The following is an 18,841-nucleotide window of genomic DNA, read 5'->3' on the forward strand; positions in this document are numbered from 1 at the left end:
CTGCCTATCCGAAGCTCATCTCGACAGGTGTCCAGTGTGTGCGGCGTCTGGCTTGGCGCTGCGCCCTGTTTTCCGTATCGAAGTCAACGCGGACCGGCTCCTGGTTGAACCGCTCGCGGTCGTCCAGGGCGTTGATGATGACGATCGCCCTTGCATCGTCATCTCTGGCGATTGCATCGTCATCTCTGGCGATTGCGGCGACGTAGACACCGCACCGCCGGCAGATCAGATAGTCGGCCGTCCTCAGCCCGAACTGATATCTCCGCAATTGCGTCTCGTCCTTGACCGAGATGACCAGTCTGCCATTCGGATCGGCAACGGCGCGCGAACCATGTCTGACACAGAACGAGCATTGGCAAGCGCGAACTTCGGTTTGCGGTGGCTCGAGCTCGGTTGAAAATTCAAGGCGTATATTGCCGCAATGGCACCCACCGGTGTGCACGGTCATCGTAGCTGCCTTGTCGTGAACGGCGATGATCGCCTTCAGACAAGGTACTTTTCCGAGGTCCGGTTTGGAATGGGGTTTCAAAGGCGCCGGTGCTGTTTTGCCTGGCGAACGCGGCGTGGAACCGGCGCTTTGCCTCGGCTTTTACGGAGCCGATTTGCCGCGCCGCAAATGCTCGTCCAGGCGCGGCATGATCTCGACGAAGTTGCATGGCATGTGCCGGTAGTCGAGCTGCGCTTTCAGGATGCCGTCCCACGCGTCCTTGCAGGCGCCTGGCGAACCCGGCAGCACGAAGACGAAGGTGGCGTTGACGAGGCCGCCGGTCGCCCGGCTCTGGATCGTCGAGGTGCCGATCTTGTCGTAGGAAATCCGGTGGAACACTTCCGAAAAGCCATCCATGCGCTTTTCGAAGATCGGCTCCAGCGCGTCCGGCGTCACGTCACGGCCTGTGAAGCCGGTGCCGCCGGTGGTGATGACGACATCGATATTCTTGTCCTGTGACCACGCCAGAACCGTGTCGCGGATTTTCTCGCGGTCGTCGGTGACGATATCGCGGGCCGCCAGCAGATGGCCGGCCTCGGCGATGCGGTCGGCCAACGTCTGGCCGGATTTGTCGTCGGCGAGGCTGCGCGTGTCCGAAACGGTCAGCACCGCGATGCGCACGGGAATGAAGGAGCGGCTCTCGTCAATTCTGGCCATCTGCGCCCTCCGATGCGATGGTGCGCGTCGCCGCGACGAACCAGTCGGGCTGGCGGCCGCGGATCTCGGCAGCGGCACGCTTGGCGACATTGCCGGTCTCGAACAGGCCGAAGCAGGTGGCGCCGGACCCGGACATCCGTGAAAAACCCGATCCGGCCTTGTTCAGCCAGGAAAGCGCCCTGCCGATGGCGGGCTGCATCGCCAGCGCCGCGGGCTCGAGATCGTTGCGAGTAATCTCCAGCCAGTTGCGCAGGCTGTGAAAATCGATGCCGCGCGGCAGCGGCGGCAAGGCCTCATTGTCGCGCCGGGAAAGCGCTGCAAAGACATCCGCCGTCGACACCGGGGTGCCTGGATTGACCAGCACCAGGCCAAGCGCCGAAAAATCCGGCACCATCGACAGTTCATCCCCGATGCCGCGCGCTACCAGCGGCTTTGCCGCCAGGCACATCGGCACATCGGCGCCAAGCGAAAGGCCGATCCGCGCCAGCTCTGCGCCGTCGATGTCCAGCGCCCATGTCTCCACCAGCCCGCGCAGCACGGTCGCCGCGTCGCTCGAACCGCCGCCGACGCCGGAGGCAACCGGCAGGTTCTTCTCCAGCCGGATAGCGACCGGCGGTGTTCTCTCGTGCCCGGCTGTCTGCCGCAGGGCATCGCGCGCCTTGAGCACCAGATTGCTGGCGTCGAGAGGAACGGCCGGAGCGTAACGGCCGGACACGGTAAATTCATCGCTGTCGGCGGGCGCGATTTCGACCCTGTCGCCAAAACGCGTGAACACCGCTAGGCTTTCGATCAGATGATAGCCGTCAGGGCGCCTGCCGGTGACATGCAGCGCAAGATTGATTTTGGCGTGTGCATGCCAGCTACGCGACCCGATGTCGGTGTCCACAATCGTCTGCGGGATGATGCTCAGTCCTTGGCCAGCCGGTATTCGCCGGTCTTCGGATCCTTGATCAAAGTGCCGATAGCGCCGTTGGCCGTCTGCTTTTCTGTGCGCCGCACCTTGGCGGTCACGCGCTCGGCTTCCCTAATGAAGGTGCGGTAGCCGAAATAAGCGGCAACGCCAACGACGGCGAAGAAAATGATCTGCGGCATGCCAAAACTCCTCCCACGCTGGGCCGGCGAAGGCGGCCGGTCGGGTCGGTTGATGCATGCCGACCCGCTTTTGGGAACACGACATGCATGAAACTCAAGCTCTCATGCTAGACGGTTTTGCCGGGTTTTCAAAGCCCGAAGCGAGACCACAATGCGCGCTCTTCCGCCGCATCGATCACGCCGCTGGCGGCAGCCGCGGCAATATCGGGCGCTGAAAAGCCCTTGCTTGAGCCGAACAGACCGAAGCGGCTAAGGAAACCGCGCGGCGTCGTGATCAGCCTGAGCTGCGTTTTCGCCCCGAAACGGGTCTTGAGCACCGTTCGCATGTCGCCGAGCGCATCGACCAGACCGAGTTCGAGGCCCTTGATGCCTGTCCAGAACAGGCCGGTGAACAGGTCCGGGTCGTCCTTCAGTTTCGTGCCGCGCCGCTCCTTGACGAGGTCGATGAAGGTTGCGTGCACCTCGAGCTGCAGCGCCTTCAGCCGCTCGACATCTTCCTTCTTCTCGGGCTTGAACGGATCGAGCACCGCCTTGTTCTGGCCGGCAGTGTGGACACGTCGTTCGATTCCGATCTTCTTCATCAGTTCCGGGAAGCCAAACGAAGCTGAGACGACGCCGATCGACCCGACGATGGAGGACGGATCGGCGAAGATCTCGTCACCGGCGACCGCGATCATGTAGCCGCCCGACGCCGCGACATCCTCGACGAAGACCAGTACCTTTTTGTTCTTTTCCGTGGCCAGGTCACGGATGCGCTTGAAGATCAGCCGAGACTGCACCGGCGAGCCGCCCGGCGAATTGATCGAGATGGCGACCGCCGGCGCGTCGTAGGAGAACGCCTTCTCGATGAGGCCGGCGGTGGAAGCCAGCGACAGGCTCGGCCGAAACTGGCCACCGCCTGCCATGATGGTGCCGTGCAGCCGGATGACCGGAATGGTGACGACGGTGGAGCGCCAGGATTTCGGCAGCAGGCGGTTGATAAGGCGTTTCACGAGGGCGCGGTCTCCGGTCGGTGGGTTGCAGGCATGTAGGGATTTCCCGGCCAACGGCAATGTCGCCGGGCAGAATAGCTCAATCTCCGAACAGCGAGGCGAGGCCGTTGGTGATCATTTCGCTGCGCTCGTCGGGGCCGTTGCCTGACTGCGTGTGGAGCATTAGGGGCGGGCGGATGGCAAGCTTTCCCCGTGCCCCGAGCGCTGCCCGCACGACGATGCGGATCGCCGCCGCATCGGGACGAGGGTGGACGGCGAGCATCTCGGCATCGCCGAAGCGGCCGGCGATCGCATCGAGAATGGCGCCGAGCTGTTCGGGCCGGGCGATTACGGCGAGCCCGCCGCGCGGCCTCACCACCGCCGCCGCACTTCTGATCCAGCTCCCGAACAGCCCGTCCTCCATGACATGGGCTTCCTTTCGCAGGCGATCCGATGTGGCGCGGTCCCGGGAAGCATTGAAAGGCGGGTTCATGATGACGAAGTCGAAGTCGTTGTCGGCGAGGCCGGCGGCCGCCCGCGCCCGGCCCGATACGGTGACATCGGCGACCAGCACGGAGGCGCGATCGCTGAGATGGGCATTGCCGGGATGGGCAAGCGTCGCCGCCGCGAAGGCCGCCATTTCCGGCGCGCGTTCGACAAGCACCGCCTCTGCCGCCGGGCAGCGTGACAGCACCGCCAGTCCGGTAGCTCCGGCTCCGGCGCCGAAATCGGCCAGGCGCCCGCTAAAGGTCGATGGCACGGATGCCGCCAGCATCATCGCATCCATGCCGGCGCGATGGCCGCCCTGCTTGGGCTGGACGAGCCAGAACCGGCCGCGATGGAAGGCGTCGACCGTATGGGCCGGCGTGTCCGGAACAAGGGCGGCGGGCGCGGCGGGCATTATTTTCCGCGGATCTCGTTGGCGATGCCGGCATCCCTGAGGATGCGCCGTGCCGCGTCGGCCTGGTCGGCGTCGACCATGACGCGTTTCTGCAAAAGACCGATCGATCCTTCGAGAATGCTCATATTCTGATCGGCGACAAAGCAGGCGATGCCGGCGTCGCGCATCAGCGATTCCACAAAGGAGATGATCACGGCATCGTTGGTGCGGACAAGTTCTATCATCGTATGAAACTCGCAGTTTGCGCTATTGATGTAAACGGGCAGGGGATTCCGAGGCAGAGCCCCGTTCCCTCTGTGGTCGTTGACATTCCGTCATCGACGCCGCGCCAATTCGCCACTTGCCGTGGCCATGTCCGCCGCCCTAGAGTCCATGCAGGGACTAAGGGTGCCGTCGCACGCTCTATACCAAGACGGGAGTGATTGTCGTGGGTGTCGTTCTCAACATTGAAAACGGGAAGCGGGAGCCCGCCTCCATCAAGGATCTGATCGATCTGACAGCGGCCGATATGGGGCGCGTCAATGAATTGATCCTGTCCAAGGCCGGCTCCGACGTCGAGATGATCCCGGAGGTCGCCAACCATCTGATCTCGTCCGGCGGCAAACGGCTGCGGCCGATGCTGACGCTGGCCGCCGCGCAGATGTTCGGCTATGCCGGCGAAGGCCACGTCAAGCTCGCCACCTCCGTCGAATTCATGCACACGGCGACGCTTCTCCACGACGATGTCGTCGACGAAAGCGGCATGCGGCGCGGCAAGAAGACCGCCCGCATGATCTGGGGCAACCAGGCAAGCGTGCTGGTCGGCGACTTCCTGCTCGGCCAGGCTTTCCGCATGATGGTCGATGTCGGCTCGCTCGAAGCGCTCGATATCCTGTCGAGTGCTGCCTCGATCATCGCCGAGGGCGAGGTCATGCAACTCGCCGCCGCCAAGAACCTCGAAACCACCGAGGACGAGCATTTCGCCGTCATCAAGGCCAAGACCGCCGCACTTTTTTCGGCTGCTGCCGAGGTCGGGCCCGTCATTGCCCAGGCGACGCGCAACGATCGTGCGGCGCTGCGCTCCTACGGCATGAATCTCGGCCTTGCCTTCCAGCTGATCGACGACGCGCTGGACTATGGCGGCACCAGCAAGGATCTCGGCAAGAATGTCGGCGACGATTTCCGCGAAGGCAAGGTGACCTTGCCGGTCATTCTCGCCTATCGGCGGGGCACGAAGGCCGAGCGCACTTTCTGGAAGCGTGCCATCGAGGACAATGTCACCGATGACGCCGGCCTGGAAAAGGCGATCGGCTTGATGACTCGCCATGGCGCCATCGCTGACACGATCGGACGAGCCCGCCATTTCGGCGAGATCGCCCGCGACGCGCTGGCGCCGCTGGAAGCGACGCCGCAGAAATCGGCGCTGATCGACGTCATCGATTTCTGCATCAGCCGGGTGAACTGAGCGGCGTCACCCGGTAGCCGGCTACTTACCCTTTCCCGGCAAAGCGAACGCGGCCAGCAGGCTGACAAAGATGCCCGCCGCCGCCAGCCAGAAGGCGATCTGTATGCCGTAGGCGATCGCGGCCTTCAGTGCATCGCCTGTCAGCCCGCCGACATGGCTGTTGGCGATCGCGATCAATGTTGCCATGCCGATCGCGTTGCCGATGTTGAGCGTCGTGCAGGCCATTCCCGAGGCAACGCCCTGTTCGTCGGGTGCCACGCCCGACGCGGCCGCGATCCACATGGCGGTCCAGACGATGCCCTGTCCGACACCGGAGATGATCAGGCCGGGAACGATGGCGGCATAGCTGCTGTCGGCTGATGCTCCAAGGACCATCAGCGCTGTGCCGGCTGCGCCGACTATCATGCCGCCGACCAGGGTCGAGCGTGTAGAAAAGCGCGTCGCCAAGCGTTCACCGAGCTGCGTGCCGGCGGCGATGGCGATCGACGGCACCAGGAACGCCAGGCCTGTTTGCAGGGCGGTGAAGCCATGTACGGTCTGCAACAGCACGGTCAGGAAATAGGGCAGGGCGCCGAAAGTCGCCATGTAAAGGAAGGTGATGGTCATGCCGGCGACGAGGCTGCGGTTTTGGAACAGTCGCAACGGCATCAGCGGGCCGGTGCTTCTTGCCTCGATCACCGTGAAGACGATCAGGAAGAGCGCCGCCAGCATGGCGCTGATAAGAATCGTTGGCGAACCCCAGCCATAGTCCGGGCCCTGGACCAGCGTGAAGACCAGCAACGTGGCGCCGGCGGTGACAGCCAATGCGCCGGGCAGGTCGAAATTGCGATGCTCGTGTCGCTTGGGATCGCGCGGGATGATGACAAACGCGGCGGCGATGGCGATACCGGCCAGTGCCACGTTGACATAGAACACGGCTGGCCAGCCGAAGGCGCTGGTGAGGAACCCTCCCGCCAGCGAGCCGAGCGTCAGGCCACTTGCCCCGGCACCGCCCCAGACCGCGAGCGCCCGGTTACGCTCCGGCCCCTCGGCGAACAGGCGGTTGATCAGCGACAATGTCGCCGGAAACAGGAACGCGGCGCCGATGCCTTGCACGGCACGCGCTGCGACAATGATTTCGGGCGACCAGGCGAGGCCGCCAAGCAGGGATGAAAGCGCATAGAGCCAAAGTGCGAAGATGAAGACGCGGCGCTGGCCGACGAGGTCGGCGGCTCGGCCGCCGAACAGCAGGAAGCCGCCGGTGAACACGGTGTAGGCGCTCACAACCCATTGTAGTGTCTGGCCGGAAAAGCCGAGGCTGGAGCCGATCTCCGGCAAGGCCACGAAAACGATGTTGAGGTCGAGCGCGATGATGAGCTGGGCAAAGGCGAGCAATGCCAGCGTGGCGCCGCGCTTCGCGCCAACCCCTTTCTGTGTTGCCGTGGCGCCGAGCGGCAGACCTTGATCGAGTGAACTCATGCCCGTCTCCTTTTGATTCTTTATCGATCAACAAAGAATTAGAATTTGCATTCCGGAGTCAAGCGGATTATTTGTCGATCGACAAAAAAATGGAGATGGCGATGGCGGGAAGACCGAGGGAGTTCGATCGCGACAAGGCACTGGAGAAGGCGCGAGACGCCTTCTGGACACGCGGATACGAAGGCACATCGATGGCCGATCTGGTTTCGGCCCTGGGCATCGCCTCGGCGCGCATCTACGCGGCCTTTGGCTCGAAGGAGGATCTGTTTCGGGAAGCGGTCGGGCTCTACGAGGCCAATGAGGGCGGTTTCGCCACTCGTGCCTTCGCTGGCGAGACGACCGCGCGGCGGGCCATCGAGCGGATGCTGCGCGAAGCCGTCGAAACCTATACGCAGCCAGGGCGGCCGCAGGGCTGCATGGTGGTGTCGGCCGCCACCAATTGCGCGATCGAGAATGATCGCGTGCAGGAGTGGCTGGCGGAGCACCGCCGGACACGCACCCTATCGATTGTGGAGCGGCTGAACGAGGCCGTTCGGGACGGGGAACTGAGGCCGGATACGGACGCCGGGGCGCTCGGCGACTACTATGCCACGCTCATGCATGGTCTTTCCGTACAGGCGCGTGACGGCGTGCCGAAGAAGCGCCTGCATGATCTCATCACCGTCGCCATGCAGGCGCTGGACGCAAGGCTGGCGGGCGTCCCCGAATTTCAGCATCATTTCGCCAAGCAGCCGTGAATCCCGATCCCGCCGTCTCGACAAGCTGCCCTGCCGCAAATTATCTATTAAACATGGCAAAGGGCACAGACGACACCATCGCGGTGCGCATCAGCAAGGTTCTGGCGGACCGCATCATCTCGGGCGCGATCGAGCCGGGGGCCAGGCTTCGGCAGGATCATATCGCCGAGGAATTCCAAACCAGCCATGTTCCCGTGCGCGAGGCCTTCCGGCGTCTGGAGGCGCAAGGGCTGGCCATCGGCGAGCCGCGCCGCGGCGTGCGTGTCGCGTCTTTCGATCTGGGCGAGGTCAAGGAGGTCGCCGAAATGCGCGCGGCCCTTGAAGTGCTGGCGCTGCGCCACGCCGCGCCGCACCTGACATCGGCCATTCTCGATCTCGCCGAGGAGGCGACCAAGGCCGGCGACAAGTCCCGCGATGTCAGGTCGTGGGAAGAGGCCAACCGCGCCTTCCACCGCTTGATCTTGGCGCCATGCGGCATGCCGCGCCTGCTCGCCACCATCGACGACCTGCACGCGGCAAGCGCCCGTTTCCTGTTCGCGGCATGGCGGTCGGAGTGGGAGACGCGCACCGATCAGGACCATCGCGCGATCCTCGCCGCCTTGCGGCAGGGAAACACCGAATCGGCGGCCGTCACACTGGGGCGGCACGTCCAATGGATTGGCCGCAAGCCGGTCAGGACGGCTTCCGGAACAACGCGCGAAGCCTTCGCCATCGTAGGTTAGACGGCCTCCGCCAAAGCGAGGGCTTGCAATCCCCAGGGAAGTGTGGATTCGATAATAGATCGGAAAGAGAAATTATCTATAATTTTCATCGATCGAAGGAATCCCAATGACAGACGTCGCGTTCTCCCCCGGCAAGCCGTCGTTCAGTCCGCTCCGGCTCCAGGATCGTTCTCTTGCCTGGCAGGTTGGAGCCGTCGTGCTTGGCACCCTGTTCCTGGCGCTGGCGTCCTATATCGAGGTGCCGATGGTGCCGGTCCCGGTAAACATGCAGACCTTTGCCGTGACCCTGATCGGCGCGCTCTATGGCTGGCGGCTTGGCGCGCTCACCATCGTCGCCTGGCTGGTCGAGGGTGCGGTCGGCTTTCCGGTTCTGTCCGGAGGGGCAGCGGGTGCCGCGCATTTCGTCGGGCCGACGGGTGGCTATCTCTTCGCCTTCCCGCTTGTCGGCGCCTTGGTCGGCTGGCTAGCAGAACGCGGCTGGAACGGCAAAAGGGTGATGCTTGCCTTTGTCGCCATGCTGCTTGGCAACCTTGCCTGCCTTGTGCTGGGCACAGCATGGCTTGCCGTCATGATTGGAGCCGAACAGGCCGTTACCTTCGGTTTCCTGCCGTTCATCGTCGGCGGCTTGCTCAAGTCAGCGCTGGGTGCCGCGACCCTCATGGCCCTTCCCGGCGGCAAGGCCAAGCCGGCCAATCCGTGACGATCAAGCTGCGCGCCCATCATCTCCTTTGCCTGCTCACCTATGTGGGCAAGGGATACAGCCCCGCCTTCACCGCCAATTATGATCGCGTCGCGGAGCGCCTGAGCCGGGGCGAGGACATCCTCCTCGTTTCCGGCCCCGACGATGTCTGCGCTCCCTTGCTCGACGAGCCGGAACCTCACTGCCTCAACGAGAGCGTCGTCGAGCGGGACCGGCTCGCCGGGCTGGATGTAGAGGAATTGCTGGCGCGGCCAATCCGGGTCGGCACCCACCTCGATCTCGACACGGGGACCTTGGCCCGGATGCGGCAGGCGTTTTCGGCTGGCCTTGTACGCAGGGCCTGCGGCGGCTGCGAATGGAACGAACTGTGCAGCACGATAGCGGCCGGTGGATACAGCGACACGCTGGTGCAGCGGTCCGCCGCGCCAGCCGAGGGTTGATATTGGCCCCGAGCCTTAGCGGTCGAAGCCGAGCTCAAGGGTCGAATCTGCGATATCTTCGGCGCCGCGCAGGGCCAACACCGAAATTCAAGACCGGAAAACTGGTGCCTGTCGCCATGATTTGTTAATCGGGTGCCCGGATTGTGAATTCGAGGCGGATTGAAGCGCGACCCCAAAAAGGCCATGCTTTGCCTGGAAAGATCGAGTCTACGCCGATCCCGCTGATGCGGAGATGGCGCCTGGCTGAAAGGGATATGATGCGGCAAGGACGTGCGCGCTGGCTGACAAGGCTGGCAATTGTGACCGGCATGGCGATCTCGGCTTTGCCGGCCTATGCCAAGCAAACCACCGAACCGGTCAAGATCACGTCGTTTTCGGGCGCTTATCTGGCGGCCCGGGTCGCCGAGGGCGACAACGACCTCGACAGCGCCATCGCCTACTACAAGCAAGCATTGGCCTTCGACCCGAGCGACACCGGCCTGCAGCAGAGCCTGATGCTGTCGCTGATCGCGCAAGGGCGCTTCGACGAATCCCTGGTCTATGCCGACAAGCTGAAGGAAGTGCCTGACGTCGAGCGTTTCTCGCGCTTGGCGCTCGCCGTCGATTCCTTCCACAAGAAGGATTTCACCAAGGCGCAGTACTGGCTCAAGCTGTCGCTGGAATCCGATCTCGACCGGTTGATCTCCGGCGTGATGTCCGGCTGGGCGCAGCAAGGCGCCGGAGAGCCTGCCGATGCGATGGCGTCCATCGACAAGCTGCAGGGGCCGGATTGGTTCGGCCTGTTCAAGTCGTTCCACCGCGCCCTGATCGCTGATGCATCCGGCATGCCCGAAAAGGCCGAGGCTATCTATGCCGCGACCATGCAGGATACCGCCGCCGGCGGTGCCGCTCCCGAAACCTGGATGCGCAACGCCCAGGCCTACGCCTCGTTCCTGGTCCGCAAGGGCGACAAGACCAAGGCGCTGTCGGTGCTCGATCAGGCCGAGGCGTTTTCGCCGGGCAAGCTGGAAATCGTCGCCTTGCGCGACCGAATTGCAAAAGGCGACAAGATTGCGCCGCTGGTTGCCGGCCCATCCGATGGCGCCTCCGAAATCCTGCTCGACCTCGCCACCGCGCTCAACCGTGGCGGCGGCGAGCCGTTCGTGCGCCTCTATCTGCAATATGCGCTTGCTTTGAAGCCTGACAGCGACGCTGCCCTTGTGCAACTCGCCGCCGTGTCCGAGCAATTGAAGGACGGCGAAGGTGCCATCGCGCTCTATCGCCGGATTCCCGCCGCTTCGCCGCTGAAGGAGCTTTCGGACCTGCAACTCGGCCTCAATCTTGCCGATCTGGACCGTCACGAAGAGGCGATCACCCATCTGAAAGCCTTGGTCGACGCCCATCCCAATGACATGCGCGCCTATCTGGCGCTCGGCGGCGTCTATTCCTCGAAGGACGATTTCCGTTCGGCCGCCACTCTCTACGATAAGGCCGTCGAGGTGCTGAAGGCGCCGACCGCGGCCAACTGGAACATCTTCTACCAGCGCGGCATCGCTTATGAGCGTCTGAAGGAATGGCCCAAGGCCGAGCCGAACTTCCGCAAGGCGCTGGAACTGTTCCCCGACCAGCCGCAGGTGCTGAACTATCTCGGCTATTCCTGGGTCGACATGAACATGAACCTCAAGGAAGGCCTGGCGATGATTCAAAAGGCCGTCGACCTCAGGCCGAGCGACGGTTACATCGTCGATTCGCTGGGTTGGGCCTATTTCCGCCTCGGCAGGTTCGACGACGCGGTGCGCGAAATGGAACGCGCCGTGTCGCTGAAGCCGGAAGATCCGGTTCTCAACGATCACCTCGGCGATGCCTACTGGCGCGTCGGCCGCAAGCTGGAAGCCACCTTCCAGTGGAACCAGGCTCGCGACCTGAAGCCGGATCCCGATGTGCTGGCCAAATTGCAGCAGAAGCTGATGAAGGGCCTGCCGCCGATCGAGTCCAACACGGCGCAGGAAACTCCGAAGGTCAAGCCAGAGCCGGTGCCCGCCCCGAAGGGGTGACGTCAGCCATTTGAATTCAAGGCGAACGGGGCTCTTTTCGGAGTCCCGTTTTCGTTTGAACCGTATTCGGCGGGCTGCCTCAGAAGAGCTTGCGATAGACGACGAAGCCGGAGTGTTCGGCGACCTTGTCGTAAAGCTTCATCGCCGTGTGATTGGTCTCATGCGTCAGCCAGTATACCCGGCCTGAGCCGGCCGCCTGCGCGCGCTCGTAGACGCCCTCGATCAGCGCCCGTCCGATGCCTTTGCCACGCGAGGCCTGCGTGGTGAAAAGGTCCTGCAGATAGCAATTCGGCGCGATCGCCGTGGTGCTGCGATGGAAGAGATAGTGCACGAGGCCGAGAAGCTGTCCCTCGCCTTCGGCCACCAGCGCGTGGACCGGCTCATAGGCATCGAAGAAACGAGACCATGTCATCTGGGTGATCTCACCCGGCAGGGCCGTTTCGCCCGAGCGGCCATAAAACGCATTGTAGCCGTCCCACAGCGGCAGCCATTGCTCGAAATCCTGTCGCGCGACAGGGCGGATGACGATCGGGCTGGGCATGGCTGAAACCTGTTGTCGTTGCTGCACAGGCGAACAGAGCGCAGGCCCCAGAGATGGGCAATGGGCCAGCCCCTGCAAAGCTTTCAACATTGTCCATAATGTCGGCGCGGCTGCATCGGCGTGCTTTGCTTGACGCTTTGCTGCCGGGTCTCTAGGACGTGCCGGCAAGCTAGCCTGTGCTGTCGAGGCCACCCGTGACAATTGAAATCCCCGCCCATATGCATCCCAGCCGCTCGTTCCAGGGGCTGATCCTGACCTTGCACAACTATTGGGCGGCCTATGGCTGCGTCATCCTGCAACCCTACGACATGGAAGTCGGCGCCGGTACCTTTCATCCGGCAACGACGCTGCGCGCGCTCGGCCCAAAACGCTGGAACGCTGCCTATGTCCAGCCTTCGCGTCGTCCCAAGGACGGGCGTTATGGCGAGAACCCGAACCGGTTGCAGCATTATTACCAGTACCAGGTGATCCTGAAGCCGAACCCGCCCAATTTACAGGAACTCTATCTCGGCTCGCTGGCGGCGATCGGCGTCGATCCGCTGCTGCACGACATCCGCTTCGTCGAGGACGATTGGGAAAGCCCGACGCTGGGCGCCTGGGGTCTCGGCTGGGAATGCTGGTGCGACGGCATGGAAGTCTCGCAGTTCACCTATTTCCAGCAGGTCTGCGGTATCGAATGCGCGCCGGTGGCCGGCGAACTGACCTACGGGCTGGAGCGACTGGCCATGTATGTGCAGGGCGTCGACAATGTCTACGACCTCAATTTCAACGGCCGCGAAGGCGCCGATAAGGTCACCTATGGCGATGTCTTCCTGCAGGCCGAGCAGGAATATTCGCGCCACAACTTCGAACACGCCAACACGGCGATGCTTCTGCGCCACTTCGAGGACGCCGAGGCCGAGTGCAAGGCGCTGCTCGATGCCGGCGCGCCGGCGTCCAACGACAATCTGCCGATGCACCGCATGGTTTTCCCGGCCTACGACCAGTGCATCAAGGCCAGCCATGTCTTCAACCTGCTCGACGCACGCGGCGTGATTTCGGTCACCGAGCGGCAGAGCTATATCCTGCGGGTGCGCAATCTGGCCAAGGCCTGCGGCGAAGCGTTTCTGAAGACGCAGGCGGGTGGCTTGGCGGCCTGAGCTTCAGGCCCGCTTCATCATCTCGAGGGAAACGTTGATCGGCGGTACGGCCTGACCGCTGGCATCGTCGATCGTGCGCAATGCCTGCCGCACACCCGGCATCGAGAAGGCGCCGTGAGCCTGCGCCGTGAAGCAGGCGCCGAGCGCGAGGATCTGCAGAAGTCTGGATGCCGTTTTCATGGTCGTTGAGCCAATAGTTTCCTGCCTGAGCGTGGGTCGCTTCAGCGCTGCGTTCGGTTCATGGAAATCTTTGATCCAAGGACGGGTGGCGCGGTCTTGTCCCGACAGGGCGGCCAAAATTTCTGGAAACGGGCGCAAATCGGCGATCCCCGCGCGGAAAGGGTGACAGCGGCCAGCCGAGTTGCTATGCCCCCGCCCGGACCATTTTGCCGCGTGAGCCCCATCCATGCCTGACCTGCTTCTAGAACTCCGCTCGGAAGAGATTCCTGCCCGCATGCAGCGCAAGGCGGCGGGTGATCTCAGGAAGATGCTGACCGACGGTCTGGTCGAGGCGGGGCTGACCTATGAAGCGGCGCGCGAGTACTGGACGCCACGCCGGCTGACGCTCGATATCAGGGGTCTCACCGCGCGCTCGAAAGATATAAGCGAAGAGATCAAGGGGCCTTCGACATCGGCGCCTGAACAGGCGGTCCAGGGGTTCCTGCGCAAGGCCGGACTTTCCTCGATCGCCGAGGCCCATGTCCATTCCGATCCGAAGAAGGGCGATTTTTATGTCGCCCACATTTCGAGGCCGGGCAGGGCGGCGGAAGAGATCATCGCCGAACTGGTGCCGGGGATCATCCGCAATTTCCCGTGGCCGAAATCGATGCGCTGGGGGCCGGCCTCGGCCAAGCCCGGCTCGCTGCGCTGGGTACGGCCCCTGCAATCGATCCTGTGCACGTTCGGCCCGGAGACCGAGGAGCCTGTCGTGGTCGATTTCGAGATCGACGGTATCCGCTCCGGCAACACCACCTATGGCCACCGTTTTCATGCGCTTGACGCCATCACGGTACGCCGCTTCGACGACTATGTTTCCAAGCTGGAAGCGGCCAAGGTCGTGCTCGATGCTGATCGGCGCAAGGAGATCATCCTTGCCGATGCCCGCAATCTCGCCTTCGCCAACGGGCTTGACCTGGTCGAGGACGACGGGCTGCTGGAGGAGGTGTCCGGGCTGGTCGAATGGCCTGTCGTGCTGATGGGCGAGTTCGAGGAGGCATTCCTGGCCATTCCAGCCGAAGTGATCCGACTGACCATTCGCGCCAACCAGAAGTGCTTTGTGACGCGGCCGCAGGGTGTCGACGACGCGCTTTCCAACCGCTTCATCCTCACCGCCAATATCGAAGCCAGGGATGGCGGCAAGGAGATCGCCCACGGCAACGGCAAGGTGGTGCGCGCCCGCCTGTCCGACGCGCTTTATTTCTGGACGACCGACCAGGGCGATTTGCCTGACCTGGCTGAGCTCGAGGCATCGGCGGAAAAATTCGGGCTTGATCTCAAGAAGCCGCTCGACCAGCGCATGGCCCGCCTCGACCATCTCGGCGTGACTTTCCACGCCAAGCTCGGCACGCAGGGCGAACGGGTGGAGCGGATCAAGCGATTGGCGGAAGAACTGGCGCCGATCGTGGCGCAGTCAATCTCCCCCCTTGAGGGGGAGATGGCCGGCAGGCCAGAGGGGGTCGCCGCGCGTGAAGCGCCGGCGTCCTCTGACCGCGATGGGGCGTCGCATCCGGTCGTGCCGACCCCCTCTGTCGCCTTCGGCGACATCTCCCCCTCGAGGGGGGAGATTATCGCGCTCGCAGGTCGTGCCGCCGTCTTGGCCAAGGCGGATCTCACCACCGAAGTCGTCGGCGAGTTTCCGGAACTGCAGGGCGCAATGGGCCGCAAATATGCGCTGCTTCAGGGCGAGCATGCATCGGTCGCCGCTGCAGCGGAGGAACACTACAAGCCGCAGGGCCCGTCCGATCGCGTACCGAGCGATCCGGTGTCGGTCGCTGTCGCGCTCGCCGACAAGCTGGATACACTGGTCGGCTTCTGGGCGATCGACGAAAAGCCGACAGGGTCGAAGGACCCTTATGCGTTGCGGCGGGCCGCGCTCGGGGTTGTTAGAATATTGGTCGAGAATAATATTCGACTGGCGCTGATATCCATTGTCGGGACGGCTTCCGACCTCCTCTCCTTCTTCCACGACCGCCTGAAGGTCTATCTCCGTGACCAGGGCGCACGGCATGATCTCATCGATGCGGTGTTGGCGGCAGGTTCGCGCCCCATCTCCCCCCTAGAGGGGGAGATGTCGGCGAAGCCGACAGAGGGGGGCGCTGTCCCGCCGACCTCTCAGCGCGAAGCGCCCCCCTCTGCCCTGCCGGGCATCTCCCCCTCAAGGGGGGAGATTGGCCAATCGCAGTCCGACGACCTGCTGCAGATCGTCCGCCGCGTCGAGGCGCTCGGCTCCTTCCTCGACACGGAGGACGGTAAGAATCTGCTCGCCGGCACCAAGCGTGCGGCCAACATTCTGGCCGCCGAGGAGAAGAAGAAAACGGCGGTGGCCGAAACCGTTGAGTCGGCACTTTTGCGCGAGGATGCCGAGAAATCGCTGTTTGCGGCGGTGAATCAGGCTGAGAAGCAAGCCGGCGAAGCGATTCAAAACGATGACTTTTCCGGCGCCCTGCTGGCGCTTAGCGTGTTGCGCGAGCCGGTTGATTCATTCTTTGAGCATGTTCTCGTAAACGATGAGGATCAGGCGGTGCGTGCCAACCGCCTGGCGCTGCTCGCCCGCATCCGCGCGGCCACCGGTCAGGTCGCGGATTTCTCCAGGATCGCAGGTTAAGGCGAAGAAAATATTCTCTGCTACCGGCCGCTCAAGCCGGCTTACAGTCATATGGCGATGATCTCTCCGTGGCAAAAGGAACATGTTCCCCAACCCCACGGAGGCTTCCATGAATTCCGATCACGAAATCGAAGTGACAGAAGAAACCCCGGTTCCCGCCGGGGCGCTTGAATCCGCTTCCGAAACCATCCTCGATCATGCCGCCGCCGCAGCGATCGAAGCCGCTGACCTGTCTGATGACGACGAAGACGGCGACGATGAAGAAGGCGACGAGTCCGCCGAAACTGCCACGCTCTCGGATGACGACGAAGATGAAGACGAAGAAGACGAGGACGAAGACGACGCCGAGGACAGCGTGAAGGCTGAAGGCGACGAGTCCGAAGAAGATGATGATAAGGAAGAAGCGGCCTGATTTTTTTCGGCCGCCGAGTCTATCGATGGCAAGGCGGCGCTGAGGCGCCGCCTTCTCCTATCAGCCGTCCCCCGAAGCCGACGGTCAGCCGCCCCGGCGACGGTCAGTTCTCGAGAATGCTGACGCGCACGCTGTTTTCGTAGACATCGACCTGGATCAGCGGTTCGCCATTGACGATGGCGCGCTTGGTCGAGGAACTCATCGCGCCGCCGCGTTCCAGCATGCGCTGCAGGTCGGCGCGCTGGCCGTTGGTCCTGAACCAGCCATCAGCCTCGTCGTCGCTGTCACGGCGGTGGAATTTGTGCCAGTTGGCGCGGTCCTGCCGCACCATCTGCGCGGCATTGTCCAGCGCATAGCCGTCACTCGCCTGATGGTCGCGATCGGAAATGCGCGCGACATAAGATCCCAGCATGTCGTCGGCATGAGCCGCGACGACGCCAAGCAACGACGCCAGCAGAAGGCCTGCCCCGGCTACGATTCCAGATTTTCTCATGATCACCCCCCTTTACCCCTAGCGATGAAATCCCGTCTGCCAGAAATACCTAGAACGGGGCTTGCCTGGCAATGGTGCGCCGGGCGCCAGACCACCGTCAAGTCACGCCATCGATGTCGGCTGTGTTTGAGCCGGGGCTATTTGGTGTAGCCGTTGGGAGGCATGCGCTGCCCTGCTGCCGGCGCCGAAGCGCTCGGCGGGGTGGGTTGGTTCTCGGCGTTCCCTGAGGGGGCTGCGGAAGCGGTGGCCGTTGCCGGCGCCGTGCCAGCGGCCGGCGCGGCACCGGCCGCTGGTGCAGCGGTTGGCGCCGGTGCAGGGAAATCGGGACCGGTAACGCCGCCACGAATGACCATCGGGCCTGGCTGGAAGCCGTGCCCGGTCGCGGGCTTGTCCGGGATCGCCGCCACTTTTTCATCGGTGACGTCGGGCGGCGTTTCCCCTATTGCCACCACCGATCGCGCATCGCTGGCTTTGACTGCATCGGCGGTTCTAGGCTGGTTGGGAGCGCCGATCCTGACGATCGATGGTGTGGAGGATGGCGCGCCTGGAAAAACCAGGGATGACGCCTGGGCTTCGCCGGCCGCAACAGCAAGAATGATACCCAGCAGGATACGCGCAGACACTGATGTCGCTCCCCTTTGCCCAGAAGCTGTTCGATAGCAGGCCGGAATTGATGCCGGCTTTCGCGGAAACATAGCATTTTAGGGATTGATAAATTGCCAATGCTCCTGCTCGCCAACAATAGGTTACCCAACAGCGGCTTGCCCAACGGCCGCCATCGTACTACGCACCCCGCATCTGTGAGGTGACGAGAGTGGCTGAAATACTTGGCTCGGGCGAGGCGCTGGAGCGGGCGCTGGCGCTGCTCATGGAAGGCGATGTCGTCGCCATCCCGACGGAAACCGTCTACGGGCTGGCCGGCGACGCCACCAACGGCATCGGCGTCGCGCGCATTTTCGAGGCCAAGGGGCGGCCGCGCTTCAACCCGCTGATCGCCCATGTCGCGGATATGGCGATGGCAGAGCGCCTCGCGTTGTTCGATCCGCTGTCCAGGAAACTGGCGCTGGCATTCTGGCCAGGTCCGCTGACGCTGGTGCTGCCGCAACGGCCCGGCAACGGCATCCATCCGCTGGTCACCGCCGGGCTTGATACGATTGCCTTGCGCATGCCGAGGGGTTTTGCAGGCGACCTGATCGCCAGGCTCGGCCGCCCGCTTGCAGCGCCCAGCGCCAATTCATCCGGCAGGATCAGCGCAACGACCGCGCAAGCGGTGGCCGCCGATCTCGGTGCGCGGATAAAGCTGGTGGTCGATGGCGGCGCGACCCCGGTCGGGCTGGAATCGACCATCGTCAAGGCCGAAGGAAACAGATTGCGGCTGCTGAGGCCCGGCGGCATCGCCGCCGAGGAGATCGAGGCGGCTATCGGCATGGAGCTGTTGCGCGGCGGCACCGTCGGTATCGAGGCGCCGGGCATGCTTGCCTCGCACTATGCGCCAGGTGCTGCGATGCGGCTCAATGCCGGCACGGTCGGCGAGGGCGAGGCTTTGCTAGGCTTCGGCAGCCAGAGGGCGCAAGGCTGGCGCCGCGCCGAAGCCTTCCTCAATTTATCCGAAACCGGTGACCTGCGCGAAGCGGCGAGCAATCTGTTCGCCTATATGCAGGAGCTCGACCGCAGCGGCGCGCGGACCATCGCCGTCGAACCTATTCCCTTCGACGGGCTCGGCGAAGCCATCAACGATCGGCTGTCGCGTGCCGCCGCCCCTCGTGACATCACGCTGCCCACACCATAGT

At 63.6% G+C, this 18,841-nt stretch carries 22 protein-coding genes; 10 read left to right on the top strand and 12 right to left on the bottom strand.

Annotation, left to right across the window (positions count from 1 at the left end; translation table 11 throughout):
• Positions 1–4: 4 nt before the first annotated feature.
• From AC0L3E_RS11095 to AC0L3E_RS11125, 7 genes are all read right to left on the bottom strand, one after another.
• Positions 5–448 (bottom strand): GFA family protein, encoded by a 444-nt coding sequence (locus tag AC0L3E_RS11095; protein WP_127395892.1) that lies wholly within the window; start codon positions 446–448, stop codon positions 5–7.
• A 141-nt stretch (positions 449–589) separates the two neighbouring features.
• Positions 590–1,144 carry a molybdenum cofactor biosynthesis protein B gene (gene moaB, locus AC0L3E_RS11100; protein WP_127328432.1) on the bottom strand — a complete coding sequence of 185 codons (555 nt, stop codon included), beginning with the start codon at positions 1,142–1,144 and terminating at the stop codon, positions 590–592.
• A complete protein-coding gene (locus AC0L3E_RS11105; protein ID WP_292456650.1) occupies positions 1,131–2,030 on the bottom strand; it encodes a 4-(cytidine 5'-diphospho)-2-C-methyl-D-erythritol kinase in 900 nt (299 codons plus the stop codon). Before AC0L3E_RS11105 ends, moaB begins: the two co-directional genes overlap by 14 nt.
• Positions 2,031–2,050: 20 nt before the next feature.
• Positions 2,051–2,236 (bottom strand): hypothetical protein, encoded by a 186-nt coding sequence (locus tag AC0L3E_RS11110; protein WP_127811025.1) that lies wholly within the window; start codon positions 2,234–2,236, stop codon positions 2,051–2,053.
• 128 nt (positions 2,237–2,364) lie between these two features.
• The gene (locus tag AC0L3E_RS11115) at positions 2,365–3,228 is read right to left on the bottom strand and encodes a S49 family peptidase (RefSeq protein ID WP_023808666.1); all 864 of its coding nucleotides are present in this window, start codon (positions 3,226–3,228) and stop codon (positions 2,365–2,367) included.
• Positions 3,229–3,307: 79 nt separating this feature from the next.
• Complete coding sequence (locus tag AC0L3E_RS11120; protein WP_473604788.1) at positions 3,308–4,108, bottom strand: tRNA1(Val) (adenine(37)-N6)-methyltransferase; 801 nt, start codon at positions 4,106–4,108, stop codon at positions 3,308–3,310.
• On the bottom strand, positions 4,108–4,332 hold the full coding sequence (locus tag AC0L3E_RS11125) for a putative signal transducing protein (RefSeq protein WP_063167652.1): 225 nt from the start codon (positions 4,330–4,332) through the stop codon (positions 4,108–4,110). Before AC0L3E_RS11125 ends, AC0L3E_RS11120 begins: the two co-directional genes overlap by 1 nt.
• 203 nt (positions 4,333–4,535) lie before the next feature.
• On the opposite strand from AC0L3E_RS11125, the gene AC0L3E_RS11130 reads away from it, so the two are divergent.
• On the top strand, positions 4,536–5,552 hold the full coding sequence (locus AC0L3E_RS11130; protein ID WP_127272280.1) for a polyprenyl synthetase family protein: 1,017 nt from the start codon (positions 4,536–4,538) through the stop codon (positions 5,550–5,552).
• 21 nt (positions 5,553–5,573) lie between these two features.
• Here AC0L3E_RS11130 and AC0L3E_RS11135 read toward each other — a convergent pair whose 3' ends face one another.
• Positions 5,574–7,010 carry an MFS transporter gene (locus tag AC0L3E_RS11135; protein ID WP_473604789.1) on the bottom strand — a complete coding sequence of 479 codons (1,437 nt, stop codon included), beginning with the start codon at positions 7,008–7,010 and terminating at the stop codon, positions 5,574–5,576.
• 101 nt (positions 7,011–7,111) lie between these two features.
• On the opposite strand from AC0L3E_RS11135, the gene AC0L3E_RS11140 reads away from it, so the two are divergent.
• From AC0L3E_RS11140 to AC0L3E_RS11160, 5 genes are all read left to right on the top strand, one after another.
• On the top strand, positions 7,112–7,747 hold the full coding sequence (locus tag AC0L3E_RS11140; RefSeq protein WP_128309538.1) for a TetR/AcrR family transcriptional regulator: 636 nt from the start codon (positions 7,112–7,114) through the stop codon (positions 7,745–7,747).
• 53 nt (positions 7,748–7,800) lie between these two features.
• The gene (locus tag AC0L3E_RS11145; RefSeq protein ID WP_027164176.1) at positions 7,801–8,469 is read left to right on the top strand and encodes a GntR family transcriptional regulator; all 669 of its coding nucleotides are present in this window, start codon (positions 7,801–7,803) and stop codon (positions 8,467–8,469) included.
• A 106-nt stretch (positions 8,470–8,575) separates the two neighbouring features.
• Positions 8,576–9,169, top strand: a complete 594-nt coding sequence (locus AC0L3E_RS11150) for a biotin transporter BioY (protein ID WP_127328424.1) — start codon at positions 8,576–8,578, stop codon at positions 9,167–9,169.
• Complete coding sequence (locus tag AC0L3E_RS11155) at positions 9,166–9,609, top strand: DUF1284 domain-containing protein (RefSeq protein ID WP_473604791.1); 444 nt, start codon at positions 9,166–9,168, stop codon at positions 9,607–9,609. The genes AC0L3E_RS11150 and AC0L3E_RS11155 overlap by 4 nt, the downstream gene beginning before the upstream one ends.
• 257 nt (positions 9,610–9,866) lie before the next feature.
• Positions 9,867–11,642 carry a tetratricopeptide repeat protein gene (locus AC0L3E_RS11160; protein WP_473604911.1) on the top strand — a complete coding sequence of 592 codons (1,776 nt, stop codon included), beginning with the start codon at positions 9,867–9,869 and terminating at the stop codon, positions 11,640–11,642.
• A gap of 79 nt (positions 11,643–11,721) precedes the next feature.
• Here AC0L3E_RS11160 and AC0L3E_RS11165 read toward each other — a convergent pair whose 3' ends face one another.
• Positions 11,722–12,183: a GNAT family N-acetyltransferase gene (locus AC0L3E_RS11165; RefSeq protein WP_023808656.1), complete on the bottom strand. Its 462-nt coding sequence runs from the start codon at positions 12,181–12,183 to the stop codon at positions 11,722–11,724.
• Positions 12,184–12,401: 218 nt separating this feature from the next.
• Between AC0L3E_RS11165 and AC0L3E_RS11170 the strand changes: the two genes are divergently transcribed.
• Positions 12,402–13,322, top strand: coding sequence for a glycine--tRNA ligase subunit alpha (locus tag AC0L3E_RS11170; RefSeq protein WP_174800366.1), 921 nt, complete (start codon positions 12,402–12,404; stop codon positions 13,320–13,322).
• Positions 13,323–13,325: 3 nt separating this feature from the next.
• On the opposite strand, the gene AC0L3E_RS11175 is transcribed toward AC0L3E_RS11170, so the two are convergent.
• Positions 13,326–13,640, bottom strand: a complete 315-nt coding sequence (locus tag AC0L3E_RS11175; RefSeq protein WP_473604792.1) for a hypothetical protein — start codon at positions 13,638–13,640, stop codon at positions 13,326–13,328.
• An 88-nt stretch (positions 13,641–13,728) separates the two neighbouring features.
• Here AC0L3E_RS11175 and glyS point away from each other — a divergent pair, with 88 nt between their 5' ends.
• Positions 13,729–16,146 carry a glycine--tRNA ligase subunit beta gene (gene glyS, locus AC0L3E_RS11180; protein ID WP_473604793.1) on the top strand — a complete coding sequence of 806 codons (2,418 nt, stop codon included), beginning with the start codon at positions 13,729–13,731 and terminating at the stop codon, positions 16,144–16,146.
• A gap of 109 nt (positions 16,147–16,255) precedes the next feature.
• Positions 16,256–16,558, top strand: a complete 303-nt coding sequence (locus AC0L3E_RS11185; protein WP_128309671.1) for an ATPase — start codon at positions 16,256–16,258, stop codon at positions 16,556–16,558.
• A gap of 103 nt (positions 16,559–16,661) precedes the next feature.
• Here AC0L3E_RS11185 and AC0L3E_RS11190 read toward each other — a convergent pair whose 3' ends face one another.
• Both AC0L3E_RS11190 and AC0L3E_RS11195 read right to left on the bottom strand, forming a co-directional pair.
• A complete protein-coding gene (locus AC0L3E_RS11190) occupies positions 16,662–17,051 on the bottom strand; it encodes a hypothetical protein (protein WP_128309670.1) in 390 nt (129 codons plus the stop codon).
• A 137-nt stretch (positions 17,052–17,188) separates the two neighbouring features.
• Complete coding sequence (locus AC0L3E_RS11195) at positions 17,189–17,674, bottom strand: hypothetical protein (protein WP_128309669.1); 486 nt, start codon at positions 17,672–17,674, stop codon at positions 17,189–17,191.
• 191 nt (positions 17,675–17,865) lie between these two features.
• Between AC0L3E_RS11195 and AC0L3E_RS11200 the strand changes: the two genes are divergently transcribed.
• Positions 17,866–18,840, top strand: coding sequence for an L-threonylcarbamoyladenylate synthase (locus AC0L3E_RS11200; RefSeq protein WP_473604794.1), 975 nt, complete (start codon positions 17,866–17,868; stop codon positions 18,838–18,840).
• The last annotated feature ends 1 nt before the right edge of the window (position 18,841 follow it).

It is taken from the genome of Mesorhizobium sp. WSM4822, assembly GCF_055811155.1.

What these genes read in the sequence shown, in the direction of transcription:
- AC0L3E_RS11110 (WP_127811025.1), bottom strand. Translation starts at nt 2,236, where the DNA reads ATGCCGCAGATCATTTTCTTCGCCGTCGTTGGCGTTGCCGCTTATTTC.
- AC0L3E_RS11125 (WP_063167652.1), bottom strand. Translation starts at nt 4,332, where the DNA reads ATGATAGAACTTGTCCGCACCAACGATGCCGTGATCATCTCCTTTGTG.
- AC0L3E_RS11120 (WP_473604788.1), bottom strand. Translation starts at nt 4,108, where the DNA reads ATGCCCGCCGCGCCCGCCGCCCTTGTTCCGGACACGCCGGCCCATACG.
- AC0L3E_RS11170 (WP_174800366.1), top strand. Translation starts at nt 12,402, where the DNA reads ATGCATCCCAGCCGCTCGTTCCAGGGGCTGATCCTGACCTTGCACAAC.
- AC0L3E_RS11145 (WP_027164176.1), top strand. Translation starts at nt 7,801, where the DNA reads ATGGCAAAGGGCACAGACGACACCATCGCGGTGCGCATCAGCAAGGTT.
- AC0L3E_RS11185 (WP_128309671.1), top strand. Translation starts at nt 16,256, where the DNA reads ATGAATTCCGATCACGAAATCGAAGTGACAGAAGAAACCCCGGTTCCC.
- AC0L3E_RS11165 (WP_023808656.1), bottom strand. Translation starts at nt 12,183, where the DNA reads ATGCCCAGCCCGATCGTCATCCGCCCTGTCGCGCGACAGGATTTCGAG.
- moaB (WP_127328432.1), bottom strand. Translation starts at nt 1,144, where the DNA reads ATGGCCAGAATTGACGAGAGCCGCTCCTTCATTCCCGTGCGCATCGCG.
- AC0L3E_RS11140 (WP_128309538.1), top strand. Translation starts at nt 7,112, where the DNA reads ATGGCGGGAAGACCGAGGGAGTTCGATCGCGACAAGGCACTGGAGAAG.
- AC0L3E_RS11095 (WP_127395892.1), bottom strand. Translation starts at nt 448, where the DNA reads ATGACCGTGCACACCGGTGGGTGCCATTGCGGCAATATACGCCTTGAA.
- AC0L3E_RS11135 (WP_473604789.1), bottom strand. Translation starts at nt 7,010, where the DNA reads ATGAGTTCACTCGATCAAGGTCTGCCGCTCGGCGCCACGGCAACACAG.
- glyS (WP_473604793.1), top strand. Translation starts at nt 13,729, where the DNA reads ATGCCTGACCTGCTTCTAGAACTCCGCTCGGAAGAGATTCCTGCCCGC.
- AC0L3E_RS11150 (WP_127328424.1), top strand. Translation starts at nt 8,576, where the DNA reads ATGACAGACGTCGCGTTCTCCCCCGGCAAGCCGTCGTTCAGTCCGCTC.
- AC0L3E_RS11160 (WP_473604911.1), top strand. Translation starts at nt 9,867, where the DNA reads ATGCGGCAAGGACGTGCGCGCTGGCTGACAAGGCTGGCAATTGTGACC.
- AC0L3E_RS11190 (WP_128309670.1), bottom strand. Translation starts at nt 17,051, where the DNA reads ATGAGAAAATCTGGAATCGTAGCCGGGGCAGGCCTTCTGCTGGCGTCG.